Source organism: Acidimicrobiia bacterium, from assembly GCA_040880805.1.
Lineage (GTDB): Bacteria > Actinomycetota > Acidimicrobiia > IMCC26256 > DASPTH01 > DASPTH01.
This window is the reverse complement of sequence record JBBDHW010000032.1, coordinates 1-14,471: the sequence shown is the minus strand read 5'-3', so window position 1 is coordinate 14,471 and position 14,471 is coordinate 1. Positions and strand designations below refer to the sequence as shown.

17 protein-coding genes and 1 pseudogene are annotated in these 14,471 nt (G+C 68.5%); 13 read left to right on the top strand and 5 right to left on the bottom strand.

Features of this window, described 5'->3' with window-relative positions; genetic code table 11:
* Positions 1-330: hypothetical protein (locus WD271_08175; GenBank protein ID MEX1007809.1), on the top strand; the 330-nt coding region annotated here is incomplete at its 5' end.
* 51 nt (positions 331-381) lie between these two features.
* Here the strand turns inward: WD271_08175 and WD271_08170 are convergent.
* Positions 382-1,005: a sulfotransferase family protein gene (locus WD271_08170; GenBank protein MEX1007808.1), complete on the bottom strand. Its 624-nt coding sequence runs from the start codon at positions 1,003-1,005 to the stop codon at positions 382-384.
* 73 nt (positions 1,006-1,078) lie between these two features.
* Here WD271_08170 and WD271_08165 point away from each other — a divergent pair, with 73 nt between their 5' ends.
* The 7 genes from WD271_08165 to WD271_08135 all read left to right on the top strand — a co-directional run bounded on the left by WD271_08165 (position 1,079) and on the right by WD271_08135 (position 6,733).
* Positions 1,079-2,077 (top strand): DUF72 domain-containing protein, encoded by a 999-nt coding sequence (locus WD271_08165; protein ID MEX1007807.1) that lies wholly within the window; start codon positions 1,079-1,081, stop codon positions 2,075-2,077.
* A 72-nt stretch (positions 2,078-2,149) separates the two neighbouring features.
* Complete coding sequence (locus WD271_08160; protein MEX1007806.1) at positions 2,150-3,028, top strand: amidohydrolase family protein; 879 nt, start codon at positions 2,150-2,152, stop codon at positions 3,026-3,028.
* 10 nt (positions 3,029-3,038) lie between these two features.
* Positions 3,039-3,644 carry a TetR/AcrR family transcriptional regulator gene (locus WD271_08155; protein MEX1007805.1) on the top strand — a complete coding sequence of 202 codons (606 nt, stop codon included), beginning with the start codon at positions 3,039-3,041 and terminating at the stop codon, positions 3,642-3,644.
* A gap of 69 nt (positions 3,645-3,713) precedes the next feature.
* On the top strand, positions 3,714-4,118 hold the full coding sequence (locus WD271_08150; protein MEX1007804.1) for a TOBE domain-containing protein: 405 nt from the start codon (positions 3,714-3,716) through the stop codon (positions 4,116-4,118).
* Positions 4,115-4,894: a molybdate ABC transporter substrate-binding protein gene (modA, locus tag WD271_08145; GenBank protein ID MEX1007803.1), complete on the top strand. Its 780-nt coding sequence runs from the start codon at positions 4,115-4,117 to the stop codon at positions 4,892-4,894. Before WD271_08150 ends, modA begins: the two co-directional genes overlap by 4 nt.
* On the top strand, positions 4,891-5,697 hold the full coding sequence (locus WD271_08140; protein MEX1007802.1) for an ABC transporter permease: 807 nt from the start codon (positions 4,891-4,893) through the stop codon (positions 5,695-5,697). The genes modA and WD271_08140 overlap by 4 nt, the downstream gene beginning before the upstream one ends.
* Positions 5,681-6,733: an ABC transporter ATP-binding protein gene (locus WD271_08135; protein MEX1007801.1), complete on the top strand. Its 1,053-nt coding sequence runs from the start codon at positions 5,681-5,683 to the stop codon at positions 6,731-6,733. Before WD271_08140 ends, WD271_08135 begins: the two co-directional genes overlap by 17 nt.
* A 16-nt stretch (positions 6,734-6,749) precedes the next feature.
* Here WD271_08135 and WD271_08130 read toward each other — a convergent pair whose 3' ends face one another.
* Entirely contained in the window at positions 6,750-7,145 is a 396-nt protein-coding gene (locus WD271_08130; GenBank protein ID MEX1007800.1) for an SRPBCC domain-containing protein, read from the bottom strand.
* Here WD271_08130 and WD271_08125 point away from each other — a divergent pair.
* Positions 7,095-7,289 carry a hypothetical protein gene (locus WD271_08125; GenBank protein ID MEX1007799.1) on the top strand — a complete coding sequence of 65 codons (195 nt, stop codon included), beginning with the start codon at positions 7,095-7,097 and terminating at the stop codon, positions 7,287-7,289. The two genes, WD271_08130 and WD271_08125, sit on opposite strands and share 51 nt — an antisense overlap.
* Before the next feature lie 221 nt (positions 7,290-7,510).
* Here WD271_08125 and WD271_08120 read toward each other — a convergent pair whose 3' ends face one another.
* Positions 7,511-8,767 carry a hypothetical protein gene (locus WD271_08120; GenBank protein MEX1007798.1) on the bottom strand — a complete coding sequence of 419 codons (1,257 nt, stop codon included), beginning with the start codon at positions 8,765-8,767 and terminating at the stop codon, positions 7,511-7,513.
* Between the two features lie 82 nt (positions 8,768-8,849).
* Here WD271_08120 and WD271_08115 point away from each other — a divergent pair, with 82 nt between their 5' ends.
* Positions 8,850-9,935 (top strand): ResA-like WAxxUGC motif-containing protein, encoded by a 1,086-nt coding sequence (locus WD271_08115; protein ID MEX1007797.1) that lies wholly within the window; start codon positions 8,850-8,852, stop codon positions 9,933-9,935.
* On the opposite strand, the gene WD271_08110 is transcribed toward WD271_08115, so the two are convergent.
* Complete coding sequence (locus WD271_08110) at positions 9,914-10,948, bottom strand: dihydrodipicolinate reductase (GenBank protein MEX1007796.1); 1,035 nt, start codon at positions 10,946-10,948, stop codon at positions 9,914-9,916. The genes WD271_08115 and WD271_08110 overlap by 22 nt on opposite strands.
* 84 nt (positions 10,949-11,032) lie before the next feature.
* Positions 11,033-11,245: a hypothetical protein gene (locus WD271_08105; protein MEX1007795.1), complete on the bottom strand. Its 213-nt coding sequence runs from the start codon at positions 11,243-11,245 to the stop codon at positions 11,033-11,035.
* 86 nt (positions 11,246-11,331) lie between these two features.
* Here WD271_08105 and WD271_08100 point away from each other — a divergent pair, with 86 nt between their 5' ends.
* From WD271_08100 to WD271_08090, 3 genes and pseudogenes are all read left to right on the top strand, one after another.
* Positions 11,332-12,462, top strand: a complete 1,131-nt coding sequence (locus WD271_08100) for a site-2 protease family protein (protein ID MEX1007794.1) — start codon at positions 11,332-11,334, stop codon at positions 12,460-12,462.
* A 1,156-nt stretch (positions 12,463-13,618) separates the two neighbouring features.
* Positions 13,619-13,951, top strand: a pseudogene (locus WD271_08095) (phosphoribosyltransferase).
* A gap of 32 nt (positions 13,952-13,983) precedes the next feature.
* Positions 13,984-14,400, top strand: coding sequence for a CBS domain-containing protein (locus WD271_08090; protein MEX1007793.1), 417 nt, complete (start codon positions 13,984-13,986; stop codon positions 14,398-14,400).
* Positions 14,401-14,471: the final 71 nt, after the last annotated feature.

The following is a 14,471-nucleotide window of genomic DNA, read 5'->3' as shown; positions in this document are numbered from 1 at the left end:
GCCGGCCGCGCGCATGTCATCGACACCATGCTCGCGGCCGACGGTGTCGACGAGTGCCTCGGCATGCTGCCGTTCCGAAACCGCGATCTGCTTCCAGGAAACGGCGAGACCGTGCATCTCCATTGCACCGATACGGAAGGCGAGTGGCTCGTCACGCTCGCGGCCGATAGCCCCGCGATCGAGCGGGTGCACGCGAAGGGCGACGTCGCCGCGCGCGGAACCGCGTCCGACCTCGACCTCTTCGTCTGGGGCCGCGTCGGGGCGTCGGCATTCGAGGTGTTCGGCGACCTCGAGTTGCTCGAGCGGTTCCAGGCCGGGACCCGCGCCTGACCATGGGTCGCTCACTGCGAGCCGGGGTATCCGGCTCGCGGCCGTTCGCTCCTAGCCGTCCATTCCGGTCATCGCGCGGAAGTCGGCGGTGGTGTTCACGTGCGGGTACGGCTCGTCGGGTACGGGGAGGCCGAGCGCTTCGCAGATCGGGTCCCAGCCGTCGCCCGGCTGCCACTCCACGAGCCGGTCGTCGGGGATCGATGCGCGCACGTCCGCATTGTGCTGCTCGTATGCCCGCTTCGCTTCGTCCTCCTCCATCCAGTGTGTGGTGAAGCGTTTCGCGAGCATGTCGATCGCCATCGACTGCTGGGCTCCGGTGATCTCCTCCGCTGCCACCTCGTTCCCCACGACCTGGAAGATCGTGTTGCTCGCGCTGGTCCACCACGAGTCGACGTCGCGCGTCGAGAGCAGCACGATCGCGTCGGGGAACACTTCGCTGAGCTCGCGCCAGAACGCGCAAACCGGCCAGTCGACTGCGGCCGCGTAGTCGGCGAGGAACGTGCGCCAGTCGGGGAGATCGCCGTCGACGGCACGGTGCCATACGGGGATGTCATCGGGGCGGCCGAAGGTCTCGATCATGTGATAGCAGGGCGCGCCCAGCAGGCGCTCGAGCGCGAGCTTCTGGGAGTGCGTGCCGGTTCGCCCGAGACCCGCTCCTACCACGCGCAGCGCCATTGCATTCTCCTGTCCATGGGTCGCAGCCGTTCGCTCTGTCCAATGTTGTTCGGTCCTCGGTAGCCTGCCCCGAGTGACGCCCCAGGACCAATCGCCGCGCCGATCTCCGGATGGTCGCCGCCCGCGCGCACGCGGGCCGAAGACCGGCGGGGCGCGCAAGGAGTCACCGCGCCGTCGTGTCCCGCCCGCGATCCGCATCGGCGTGCAGGTCGCGCCCGACGACGTCGCGCCGCGCGCCACACCCCTGCGCGTGCTCGAAGCCGACGCCGGACTCGACCCGCTCACGGATCGCGTGGTGGGACCGTGGGTCGATCGCACCCCCGAGGGGTTCGTCGTCGACGTCCGTGCACACCGGCTGCTCACCCATCACCCCGCACCGGTCGAGTCGTTGTGGCCCGAGGTCCGGGACCTGCTCTCGCCGTCGGTCCGGTCCCGGCGCCAGGTGTATGCCGACGACGTGTCGGCGCGTGGACTCGACCTCGCGCTCGACCGCTTTCTCGCCTCGCTCCGGCCGGTGCACGAGTTCGGCAAGCTGGGCACGATCATCTTCCCGTTTCCCTCGTACTTCCAGCCGTCGACGCGCGCGCTCGACTACCTCGCATGGCTCCGCGAGCGCGCGGGTGACGTGCCGCTCGCGGTGGAGCTGCGGAACCGGGAGTGGCTCGAGACCAAGCATCGCGAGCCCACCCTGAAGTTCTTCGAGGAGCACCGGCTTGCGTTCGTGTGCGTCGACGTGCCGCCCGGGTTCCCGAGTTCGCTGCCGCCCCTGACGACGGCAACCAGCGATTTGGCGGTGGTGCGGTTCCACGGCCGCAACAGCGATGCCTGGGAGCGCGGTGCCGACACCGGCGACGACCGCATGTCATACGACTACCGCCGCGGCGACCTCGAGCCGTGGGGGCCGCGACTGGCGAAGCTTGCGGCGTCGGCCCGTGCGGTGCACGTCCTGTTCACCACGGGCTCCGCCGATGCTGCCACGCGCGACGCGCGGCTGCTCGTGCGCGTCCTCACCGAGGAACCACGGCCCGAGCCGCTACCACCTCCGAAGAAGCCTCCGCGACGCCGCCGCTGACGGCAATTGAGTGCTCGGGGTACGCTCTCCGCTTTCGAGCGCTGCGTACAAACGTTTTCGGGGGTTCCGCGCATGGCTATGCCGACCGACATCGGGATCATCGACACGATGATCGGGTTCCCGCACGAGAATATGAAGGAGGTCTACGCGTTCATCACGCGACAGACGAAGGATCGAGAGTCGAAGGAAGACTTCGAGTTCCCGGTCGAATACATGTTCAAGCAGGTACCCGAGAAGCAATACCGCGGCGTCGACGACCCGATCTCGGTCACGTTGCACGAGATGGACCAGTGGGGGATCGAGCAGGGCATGATCGGCGTCGGCGACCCACGTGGCATCGGCGAGCTCGCGCTGAAGCAGCATCCTGATCGCTTCATCCCGCAGTGCGGCGCTGACCCCAACGAGGGCATGGAGGCGGTCCGCAAGATCGTCCGGGCGTACGAGACGTACGGCGTGCGTGCGGTGGGCATGTTCCCCGCGGGCACGTTCCCCCAGGTCGCGATCAACGACAAGAAGATGTACCCGATCTACGCCAAGTGCGTGGAGCTCGGTCTCCCGGTGTTCTGCTGCGCGGGTGTGCCCGGACCGCGCCTGAGATTCGAGCCGCAGCGCGTGGAGTACATCGACGAAGTGATGTACGACTTCCCCGAGCTTGTCTTCGTCACGCGCCACGGCTGCGAGCCGTGGCAGGACCTCGCGGTGAAGCTCATGCTCAAGTGGCCGGGACTCCACTACTCGACCAGCGCGTTCGCGCCGAAGCACTACCCGAAGGCGATCATCGACTACGCGAACACGCGCGGTGCCGACAAGATCATCTACGCGGGCTATTTCCCCATGGGCCTCTCGATCGAGCGCATCATGACCGAGATGCCGAACGTCGCCTTCTTGGACGACGTCTGGCCGAAGTTCCTCCGCGGCAACGCGGCCCGTGTGCTCGGCCTCGACGGGTGAGTCGCTGACGATGGTAGAACCGGTACAGGGCCGCGGGGCGAGCAAGCCGCCCCCGCCGCGCCCGGAGTCGCTCGACGTCCGGCAGCGCGCGCGCCGCGACCGCATCGTGCAGGCAACGGTGCGGCTCATGGTCCACACCGACTACGAGAGCCTCCAGATGAAGGACATCACGATCGAGGCCGGAGTTGCGCTCGGAACGACGTACCGCTACTTCAATTCGAAGGAGCACCTCGTTGCCGAGGCCTTGCTCGCGTGGGCGCGACAGTTCGGGCGCGAGGTCGCGGCGCCGGAGGGTCGAACCGTCGACCGTGTGAAGATTGCGTACCGGCGAGCAGCGCGCGCGTTCGAGCTCAACCCCAGCGTCTACGGGCACATGCTCGCGGTACAGGGATCGAGCGATCCGCGCGCCGTCGAGATCTTCGATCTCTTCGCGTCGGGGCGGCTCGACGCGTTTGCCACGTATCTCGCCCGGGTGCCCTCGCCCCGTCGGGAGCGGATCATCGCGGTGATGAGCGCGGTCCTCGGCGAGAACCTGCGCTCCTGGTCGCTCGGGCGCCAGTCGATCGAGAGCGTCTACGCCTCGCTCGACAGCGCGGCCGATCTCCTCCTCGGCTGACCGCAGCTGCGAGGTCAGAGGGGCAAATAGCTTGCGTTTCAGAGCATAGACCCGTGTATCCTCTCGCAGGTGACGACGTACCGGGTGGGGCAGGTGGCGGAGCTGCTCGGGGTGAGCGCCGACACGGTGCGCCGCTGGGGTGACAGCGGGCGCCTCACGATGCTCCGAGACTCGGGCGGCCAGCGCCTCATCGACGGCCCCGATCTCGCGCGTTTCCTCACCGCCATGTCTCCGCCCCCGGATACCGACGTGATGATCGTCGGCGAGTCGGCCCGAAACCGCTTCCCCGGTGTGGTCACGAAAGTCGAGAAGGAAGGTCTGGTCGCCGTGGTGCACATCCAGGCCGGTCCCCATCGCGTGGTGTCGTTGATGACCCGCGAAGCTTCCGAGGAGCTCGGGCTTCAGCCCGGCGACCTCGCGGTGGGTGTCGTGAAGGCGACAAACGTCGTCGTGGAGGTTCCGAGGTCCGAGTGAAACGCGCGCTCGCATTGCTCTCGTTCATCGCGATCGTCGGCGCGGCCGGCGCGGTGCCTGCGCGCGCGGCCAAAAGGCCGAAGCTCATGGGATCGATCACGGTGTCGGCGGCGGCGTCGCTCACCGAGGCGTTCACGAAGATGGGCGCCCACTTCCAGAAGTTGAACAAGGGAACGACGGTCACGTTCAACTTCTCCGCATCATCCACGCTCGCACAGCAGATCCAAGGTGGCGCGCCGGCGGACGTCTTCGCCTCGGCCGACCGTGCCAACATGCAGGAGCTCGTCTCGGGAGGGCAGGTCACGTCCGAACCGATCGACCTTGCCGCGAACCTCCTGACCATCGTGGTCAAGCCGGGCAACCCGAAGGGCGTGGAGTCGCTCGCCGATCTCCCCGGCGTCGGGATCGTGTCGCTGTGCGCCGCGACCGCACCGTGCGGGAAGTACGCGGCGCAGGCGCTGTCGCAGGACGGCATCACGCTTCCCGTCGACAAGGTCACGCTCGGTCAAGACCCGAAGGCGACGCTTGCCGCGGTCGCGACCGGTGACGCCGATGCGGGCATCGTGTACGTCACCGATGCCAGGAGCGCGGGCAAGAGTGTGCACTCGGTGAGGATACCGGCGTCGCTGAACGTGCTCGCCGTGTACCCGATCGCGCGGCTCGCGTCTTCGCGGAACGCCCGGCTCGCGAACGCGTGGGTGAAGTACGTGATGTCGGCACCCGGTCAGACGAGACTCCAGTCGTTCGGGTTCCTCCCCGCACCGACCGCCGCGTGAACCGCCGGGGGAGCGTGCCGTTCGCGGCGACGCTCCTCGCCGTCGTCGCAGTCGCGTTCTTCGCCCTCCCGCTCGTCGGGCTGCTTCAGCGCGCACCGTGGAGCAGCCTCTGGGACGACCTCACCACGCCGCAGGCGCGCGAAGCGATCCGGTTGTCGGTGGTCTGCTCGCTGTGGTCGACGGCGCTCTGCGTCGTGTTCGGCGTTCCCCTCGCGTGGGTGCTCGCCCGAGTGCGCTTCCCGGGCCGTGCGTTCGTGCGCGCGCTCGTCGTGCTGCCGATGGTGTTACCCCCCGTCGTGGGCGGGGTCGCGCTGCTCTACACGTTCCAGCGGAACGGCGGTCTCCTGGGCGAGTGGCTCTACGACTGGTTCGGGTTCCAGTTCACGTTCAGCACGTCGGGCGCGGTGTTGGCGGAGACGTTCGTTGCCATGCCGTTCCTCGTCATCACGGTCGAGGCCGGCCTGCGCACGATGGACCAACGCTATGAGGACGCGGCCGCCAGCCTCGGCGCCGGGCGCTGGACGGTGTTCCGGCGCGTGACGCTCCCGCTGATCGCACCCGCGCTGTACGCGGGCGCCGCGCTCGCCTGGGCGCGCGCGCTGGGCGAGTTCGGTGCCACGATCACCTTCGCCGGCAACATCCAGGGGCGCACCCAGACCGTGCCCCTCGCGGTGTACCTGCTCCTCGAGAGCGACCAGGGCGTCGCGATCGCGCTCAGCCTCGTGTTGCTCGCAGTGTCGGTCGTCGTCCTCGTCGCGCTCCGCGACCACTGGTTCGGAGGATTGCGTGACGCTCGAAGCTGAGGTCGCGCTCCACCTCGGAGCGCTCGACCTCGACGCGCACGTCTCGGCTACCGACGGGGAAACCGTCGCGGTCCTCGGGCCGAACGGCGCGGGCAAGAGCACGCTGTTGCGCGCGCTCGCGGGTCTGCTGCGGATCGACCGCGGGAGCATCGTGATCGATGGCGTGACCGTCGACGACCCGAGCGCCCATCGTTACGTCGTGCCCGAGCGGCGATCGGTCGGGGTCGTGTTCCAGGACTACCTCCTGTTCCCGCACTTGACTGCGCGCGAGAACGTCGCCTTCGGCCTCCGGGCGCGCGGCACACCGCGATCAGAAGCTCGGCAACGCGCCGACGAGTGGCTCGCGCGCGTCGGTCTTGCCGATCAAGCAGACGACAAGCCGCGTCGGTTGTCGGGAGGACAGGGGCAGCGCGTCGCGCTGGCGCGTGCGCTGGCGCCAGAGCCGCGGCTGCTGCTCCTCGACGAGCCGCTCGCCGCGCTCGACGTCGGCATCCGGACGGAGCTGCGGCGGGATCTGCGCGCCCATCTCGCCTCGTTTCGCGGTGCGCGGATCCTGGTGACACACGAACTGCTCGATGCGGTCGCGCTCGCCGACCGGATCATCGTGCTGGAGCAGGGCCGCGTCGCACAGGTTGGCCCGATCGCCGAGGTCGCGGCCCGACCGCGCTCCCGGTACGTCGCCGACCTCGTCGGTATCAACCTCTTGCGCGGTCGCGCCAATGGGCACGACGTCACGCTCGATGCCGGTGGAATTGTGGTCGTGGCCGACGCCGCGCAGGGCGATGTGTACGTCGCGGTGCATCCGCATGCCGTCGCACTGCACCGACACCGTCCTGAGGGAAGCCCGCGCAACGTGTGGAGCGGGCGCATCAGCGGTACCGACCTGCTCGGCGACCGGATGCGGATCCACGTCGACGCGAATGTGCCGCTCGTCGCCGAGGTCACGCCGGCTGCGGTTGCGGAGCTCGGACTGCACGACGGCACCGACATCTGGATGAGCGTGAAGGCGACCGAGCTCACCGTGTACCCCGCATGACGACACGGACCGTGGCTCAGAGGGTCGCGATGTACCGCACGTGGAGCTCGGACCACCGGTTGTAGTGGTCGGCCATCCAGTTCGGCCAGTCGACGGGCTTGCCGTCGAGCGCGTCGGCGAGGTGCTCGAGATGAATGTGCCATCCCGCGAGCGCCAGCATGACCTGGTCGTTGGGTACCGGAAGCGCGCTGCTGAACCGGAGCGTGCACCCGTTGCCGTCGCGCTCGAGGTGCCAGCGGAGTAGACCGTGGATGTCGGAGTTGATCTCGAGGACCGCGTTGGGCACGAGCTTGGTGATCGTGCCGTGCATGACCGCCTGATTTTCAGCGCGTTGGTCGGTGTTGAGCCAGCGGAGGACGACGTGCCCGCCGACGACGGGCTCGATCTCCGCCTCGGCGAGCCACCGGACCAGTTGTTCGGGCTGGGTGAGCGCGGCCCAGACGCGCTCGACCGGATGATCGAGGTGACGCTCGAAGCGGAGCAGGTGGAACCCGTCGCGGGTCTCGAGCGTGCCGCGGACGACGTCGGCGTTCAGGCTTCGGCTCGCTTGCGGTAGAGGTGCGCGGTATGCATCGGCCAGCTCCTCGCACTGTTTCGATCTGTCCTCGTGAGGTCAATCACCGTACGGCAAGCGCGATGTTCCGTCGGCATTTGCGTGGGCCCTGTTCCGGTGGTCGTCGCCGTAACCGCCCGTACCGTCGAGGAGGGGGACGACCCGCTCGAGGACAGCATTACCGGCACCCAGCACTCTGAATCGGGCCGGACCGTTTGCTCCGTTCACCGGGGCACGCTGAGCAGGGTCTGCGCGGTGTCACCGACGTTCTTGATGAAGTTCGGGAGCGGTGCCAGGACCAAGAGGTAGGTGGCAACCGCGAGTGTCAGCAGTCCGGGAATCGACACTGACACCTCGGACGGAACCGACCGGTGCCAGATCTCGCGGTCGGGAGCACGGGCGGAACGCCCGCCGTCGAGCACCCGGCCGTCGAGGAGCACGATCGCTCCGCCCGCGAGCAGCGCGGCGAAGCCGATCGAACTGATCCAGCGCAGCCAGTCGAATCCGAGCGCGAACAGCACGATCGCGGCGGCGAGCGTTCCACTCGCCCACGCGACGCGCAGGAACCGGGTGGGGAGGATCCAGGTCCACACGGCGCGGGCGTACGAAAAGCAATTGCCCGCGCAGAACAGCAACAACACCGCGAACACGGTTCCGACGAGTATCGAGAGCGGTGGATTGCCGGGGCCGTGGACGACCCGCTCGAAGCTCGACCGGAAGGTGTCGTTGAGGTAGGGGAACACGGAGCCGTGCGCCTGGATCTCTGGTGGAGCCGCGCCTTCGAGCGACGCGACGGTCTGGCTGCTGCCGCGGCCGGTCGCCGCGAGCAACCCGAGTGCGAGTACCGAAGGCAGCGTGCAGAGCACCATCGCACACCACGGCTCCGAACGTGAGCGTGCGCGCGCACGCGCCGACGCGACGACGACGAGCAGCAGCCACGGCCCGATGATCAGTGGGCTCGCTTCGCTGAAGAGCGTCGACACTCCGAGCAGCACACCGCCGACGAGACCCAAGACGATCGCGTTGACGCGACGTGTCGCGGCCCAGATCCCGAGCATCGCGAGCAGGAAGTATCCGAACAGATCCGGCCGGCGTTGCCCCCCGACCGTGTCGAGGCCGAAGGGCGCGACCACGAGCAGCGCAGCCGCCGCATACGCGATGACCGTCCGTTGCCGGCAGAGCAGGACGACGAGCGCGATCGCCGCGCCCAGCATGACGCCGGCCACGACGTTCTGCACGAAGTCCACCGCGCCGAGCGAAGGCGTATGTCCGAGGGCGATCCGTAGCATCTCGCCGGCCAGGCCACGACGAACGAAGCCGAACCGGTACGTGACGTACCACAACGATCGTCCGTACTCGCTGAGGTCGTACCCGGTCTTGGCGAACCGCTGTGCAACCTGGAACACGACGCCGACCGTCAGGGCCCAACAGATGACCGTCTCGACGCGCCGTCTGTCGCCGAGTGACTCCCGCCCCCCCACGAAGGAGATCATCAACCCCAGTGGGCCTGATGTCCGCGCGCGGGCGCGATCCGTTCGCTGACCGCATGGCTACAGTCGCGCCGTGATTGTTGACCGCTTGGATGTGACCGGCGAAGAGTTCCACCGGCTCACGGGTTGGGAGATCAAACCCGAGGGCGCGTGCAAGGACGAGCGGTGTGTGCCCCTCTTGCCCCCGGTGCGCGACGCCGCCGGCCCGCTCGACGTGGCTAGCGTCACCGAGCGCCTCGGCATGCCGATCGCTCACGACGGGACGCACGGGCTCTGGGCGATCGGCCCCGAGTCGGGTGGTCGCGTGCTCGACAGCGCGCGCATGCCCGACCTCGTCCTCCCGAGCTTCGACGGCCGAGACTTCGACGGCCGAGACTTCGACGTGGCGAGCTTGCGAGGGCGGAAAGTCCTGTTGCTCGCCTGGGCCTCCTGGTGAGGATGCCGCTTTGACCTGCCCGTGTGGCAGGCCTTGTACGAGGAGCTGGCGCCAAACGGCCTCGAGATCGTGACCGTCGCCCTCGACACCGATCGCGCGGCGGCACTGCCGTTCGTCCAGGCGGCGAACCCGACCCACCCGTCGCTGGTGGACCAGGCGCTCTCCATGGTCGATCAGTTCGGGATCACGAACGTGCCGTTCGCGCTGTGGATCGACGAGGACGGCACCATCGTGCGCCCGCCCGAAGTCGCGTTCCCGCAGCGCGCGGGACGAGGCCAGGACGAGGCGGCCGCCGCACGCCAGGCCGCCGCCATCGCGCAGATGCCGGAGAAGCAGCGCACGGTCGTCGAAGCGATGACGAAGGCCGTGGACCGCACCGGGCGATACACCGATGCGGTGCGCGACTGGGTCGCCAACGGTGCCAACAGCGCGTTCGTGCTGTCACCGGCGGAGGTGGTGGCGCGCTCACGACCGCGGCCCATCGAGTTCGGTCTGGCCGCCGCGCACTTCGAGCTCGGCCAACACCTGCACAGAGCCGGGTTCCCACTCGACGCGGTTCCCCATTTTCGACAGGCGCACGCGCTCGACCCGACGAACTGGAGCTATCCGCGCGAGGCAATGAGCCTCGCCGACCCGTCGTGGGGGAAGGTGTACGACCGCGACCTGCTGAGCGAAGTCGCGGTGGTAGGACCGGAGACCTTCTATCCCGCGCTGGACTTGTAGCGCGTCAGGAGGTGCGCGCCCTTCACGAGCGGCAGGTCCATTCGGTTGACGATGCCCGGGGGCGCCGCACAGATCTGCGGGATCGCGTTCACCACCGGCATGGCAGTGGTGGTCGCCCCGTCGAAGTGGGGACCAATCGGCTCGAGCCGGCACCGTACGCCAGGCTCACCCTCGATCTCGACGACGTAGCCGTCTTCGACGGGCCAGCTCGGCGTCATGTCGTGGCCGACCTTCCACACGAATTTGCACTGGACGCGCGGTCGGTCGTCGGCGACTCCCGACAGCACACCCTTGAACCCTGCGATCCGGCCCTCCTGGATCGTCATGAAGCCGAAGTCGGTGGTTCGGTCGGCGGCGCCGAACTCCACGTCGAAGCGGATTCCGTCGAGCTCGACTTCCAGGGCGCGAGCCATCACCCTGATCTGGTCCTTGAACGATCCGCAGGCACCCTCTACGAGCACGGGCGCTTCGGGGTCGTCGAGTGCGCGGTCGATGCCCATGGCGCGGAACATCTTCTCGTTCGCGTACCCGCTCATGTCGAGCGATTCGAGCACTGAGATGCAATCGATACGCGTACACATCGCGCTCGTCGCGAGGGCGACCATGTTGGCGTGGCCCGGGTAGATACCGCTCGCGTAGAGCGACGACTGCCCACGACGGGCAGCATCCTCGATCCGCGCGTGCACGTCGTCTCCGTAGCCAACCCCGGCGAGCATGTACATCGTTGTCACGAGGTTGGCACCCGACTCGAGGATCCGGACCACATGGTCGAAGTCGGGCCGGAAGGGCATGTAGCTCACGCAGTCGGGCTCGAGCGCGAGCAGCGCGTCGATGTCGTCAGTGGCGCGGATTCCGATCGGCTCGATGCCCGCCAACACACCGACGTCTTCTCCGACCTTCTTGGGTGAGTACGCGTAGCAACCGACGAGCTCGAGCGCGGGGTGCCCGACCATGCCGCGCACCGCGGCGGTGCCGGTCTTGCCAGTAGTCCATTGCACGACACGGAACTTCATGGAGCCCCCTCACCCTCGAGTACGCAAGCCTTGTCTACCCCATGGTCGCCCTTGCCTCGGGCGCCCGGTGTTCGTCGGCAGGCCCTAACTCACGCGGATCGCGTTCTCTCCGGGCATGAGGCGCACTCTGTCGACGGGTTTCGCGTGGAAGGTGTTGCGGAGCGCCGAGCGTCGCCGAGCCTTGGCGGCCATGCTCGAAGAGGACACGGTGCCAGTCCTGCGCTCGTTGTCGGCGTCGATCCCAAGGAGTTGCGCGGCGCGAAGGCTGGCGTTCGCCCCGGCTTCCTCGATCAGCATCGGTCCCACCGGTCGGGTCGGGGAGACCGTACGCAAGGGACCTTCGCCCCTGTCGGCCGCGCTCGAGCTTCGGTAGGTTCGACAACGTGAGTCCCGCAGCCGGCACCCGGCAGCCGCCCCGCTCGGGGCACCGGCTGTGGTCGTTCGGCATCGGTCGGATCTCAGGCATTGAGATCCGGGTCCACTACACCTTCTTTCTGCTGGTCGCGTTGTTCGCGTTGGCGGGCAGCGCGCCGGAGGGGCCCGGTGTCGCGGCGTCGCTGGCGTGGCTCGCGTTGATCTTCTCGTGCGTCGTCGTGCACGAGCTCGCGCACTGCTTCGTCGGGCGCTCCCGTGGCGCGGTCGTGCACGAGATCGTCCTCCTGCCGATCGGCGGGGTGTCCAGGCTCGAGCACCTCCCCGAGACGCCGAGCGACGAGCTCGCGATGGCCATTGCCGGTCCCGCCGCCAGCGTGGGGCTCGCCGCGCTTGCCGGCATCGCCGCGGTGCTCGCGCGCGACGCTTTTCTCCCCATCGATCTCTTCGGCGGATCGTTCCTCGTTGGCCTCTTCTGGTTCAACCTCATCATCGCGGCGTTCAACCTGCTGCCCGCGTTCCCGCTCGACGGCGGTCGGGTGTTTCGTGCACTTCTCGAGCGCCGGTACGACCTCGAACACGCCACACATGTGGCGGCGAGGATCGGACGCGGCGTTGCGATCGCCTTGATCGTGGGCGGTGTCTTCTTCGACTTGTGGCTCACCATCATCGGTGTGTTCGTGTACTTCGGCGCGTCGGCCGAGGAGGCCGCGACGATCGTGCATGTGCGGTTGAGTGGGCATCGCGTCGCCGACGCGATGTTGCTCGACCCCGTGATCGTCGATCCCACGATGAGTGTCGACGAGTTACGCGCGCTGCTGCGGCGGAGCGCGCAGCGCGCGTTTCCGATGGTCGGCGACGCCGGCTACGAGGGGATGGTCGAGTCGCGAGCCATCGAGCGCAGCGCGCCCGGGCGGCGTGCTGCCGAGCTCGCTGAGCGCGAAGCGCCGGCGATCGCCGCCACGGACGGCTTGGAGGACAACCTCCCGCTCGTGGTGAGCGCTCCGGCGCGCGCGCTCGCGGTCGTCGATCCGACGATGAGCGTCGTGGGCGTGCTGCGGCTCGAGGACGTCCAGCACCTCGTGACCGAGGATCTACTCCGAGAGCACGGACACGACGCGCCGTCAACAGGTGCAGCATGAACCCGCAAGGCGTCCAAACCATGATCGTGCCGCTCGACGGCTCTGAGCGCGCCGAGCGGGCACTGCGACCGGCGGTGCAGTTGGCCGACGGCGTGGATGCGGAACTCGCGCTCATGACGCGCCAGGCTCCTCCCCCGCACACGAGAGCAACCCGTGATGGCTCACCCGGTCGTTCAAGGCGCGGCGTTGCCGCTCGACGCATGCCTAGCCGCGCCCCGCCTCCGTGTATTCCTGCCGGTCGGCACGGGCCGCATCGACGCGGACGGACCCGTACGGGGGATGCAACGCCCGAAGCCATTCCGGCGTCGGCGATGCTGTCTTCTTCGTGCGGCGACGTGCGCTCATCGCTCCCTCCCTCTCGCGGTCCTTGATGACACGAGCCTGCTCCGCTGTTACGTGAGTGCACAGGGCCGAAGGTCCCTGGCTGCCGAAGCGTGTGACCTCCGGCCCTGTTTCCACGAGCGCCGAGGCGCGCACCATTGCCGTGAGGAGTCGCACAACCGCGGAGGAAGCTGATGAAGACGTGTCGGAACTGCGGAGCAAGTGAGCGAGTGCGGCGCGGTCTATGCAAAGGATGCCGTGCCCTACCTCCTGATCATCGCCCGCCGTCTCAGCACGACCCGTCGCTCGAACCCGCGCACGACCGTCCTTGGGTGGCGCGGAGCGCATTCACCCGTCGGACGCGCCGGAATCCCCGTTCGTGACATCTGGACAGGGGGGATTGTGGTGGCAACGGCCGATGATGTCCGAGTCTTCGACGTCGTACTCCAGTCGCGTGGCGACGTGAGCATGGTCGGGCGCGGGTACGCGCTGATCGTGCCCAGCGACGAATCGAGCGTGCCATGACGAGGCCATTTCCTCCCACTACGCACACGCGCGTCCGGCGCTTCCGCGACCGGCGCGAGGCCGGTATCGCGCTTGCGGAGCGACTCGAGGGGCTCCGCGGCGAGAACCCGGTGGTCCGCAAGCTCGGCGTGCGGTTCCAGCCCGAGCTGGGGATGGGCGCGATCGGCGAAGACGACGTGCGGGTGCTCGATCCGCACATCGTTCGAGTCGCGCAGGTAACCCCGGACGAGATTGCGGCGGTCGAAGCTCGTGAACGCGCCGAGCTGGAACGTCGCGTTCGTTTGTATCGCGGTGGCCGTCCGATGACGTCTTCGGGGCCAGTACCGGGGCGGGGGCCGCGCTGTGGGCAGCGAGCGCGGACCCGACGATCGCCGCGGTCGTGTCGCGAGGTGGCCGGCCCGACCTCGCCGCGTCGCGTCTGCACGCGGTGGAAGCGCCCACGTTGTTGATCGTCGGGGGCGACGACACCGTGGTGCTGCGGCTCGACGAGGAGGCGGCCGCGAGGCTCCGCTGTGAGCATCGGGTCGCGATCGTGGCCGGTGGGACGCATCTGTTCGAGGAGCCCGGCACCCTCGAAGCGGCGGCTTCCGTCGCGCAGGACTGGTTCCTTCGGCACCTGTCCGGCGTCCCGGCAGTGCCCTGACCCCGATTACGCACTCGACGAGAGGTGGAAACGTGAGCATCGAGAACGAGACCGTTCGCACGTTGGTCAATCGTCCGACGGTCGATGTCGATCCCGACGCGACCCTTCGCCAGGTGGCGGAGACGCTCGCCGGGGACTACATCGGCGTGGCCGTCGTTCGCGCCACCCCTCCGTGGAGGGGGCCCGGAACTCACGCGGAGGGCGTGATCTCCGAGCGCGACATCGTCCGCGCGCTGGCGGAAGGCGCGGACCCCGACGACGAGATCGCGCAGAACGTGATGACGCTGGATCTCGCCACCGTGTCGCCCGCCGACACGATCGCCCGCGTCGCCGAGTGCATGCTCGACAACGAGATCCGGCATGTGCCCGTCATGGACGACGGGCTGGTCGTCGGTGTGGTGTCGGAACGCGACGTGTTACGCACATTGCTGGAGGAGCGGCGAGCCTGACGATTTCCGGGGGCGGTCACCGCCGAACAGGCGACCGCGCGAGTAGGGGCTCGGGGCTGGGAGTCGGTTCG

Excerpts from the sequence above, each read along its gene's own strand:
- WD271_08160 (MEX1007806.1), top strand. The coding sequence starts at position 2,150 with ATGGCTATGCCGACCGACATCGGGATCATCGACACGATGATCGGGTTC.
- WD271_08155 (MEX1007805.1), top strand. The coding sequence starts at position 3,039 with ATGGTAGAACCGGTACAGGGCCGCGGGGCGAGCAAGCCGCCCCCGCCG.
- WD271_08105 (MEX1007795.1), bottom strand. The coding sequence starts at position 11,245 with ATGCTGATCGAGGAAGCCGGGGCGAACGCCAGCCTTCGCGCCGCGCAA.
- WD271_08170 (MEX1007808.1), bottom strand. The coding sequence starts at position 1,005 with ATGGCGCTGCGCGTGGTAGGAGCGGGTCTCGGGCGAACCGGCACGCAC.
- WD271_08110 (MEX1007796.1), bottom strand. The coding sequence starts at position 10,948 with ATGAAGTTCCGTGTCGTGCAATGGACTACTGGCAAGACCGGCACCGCC.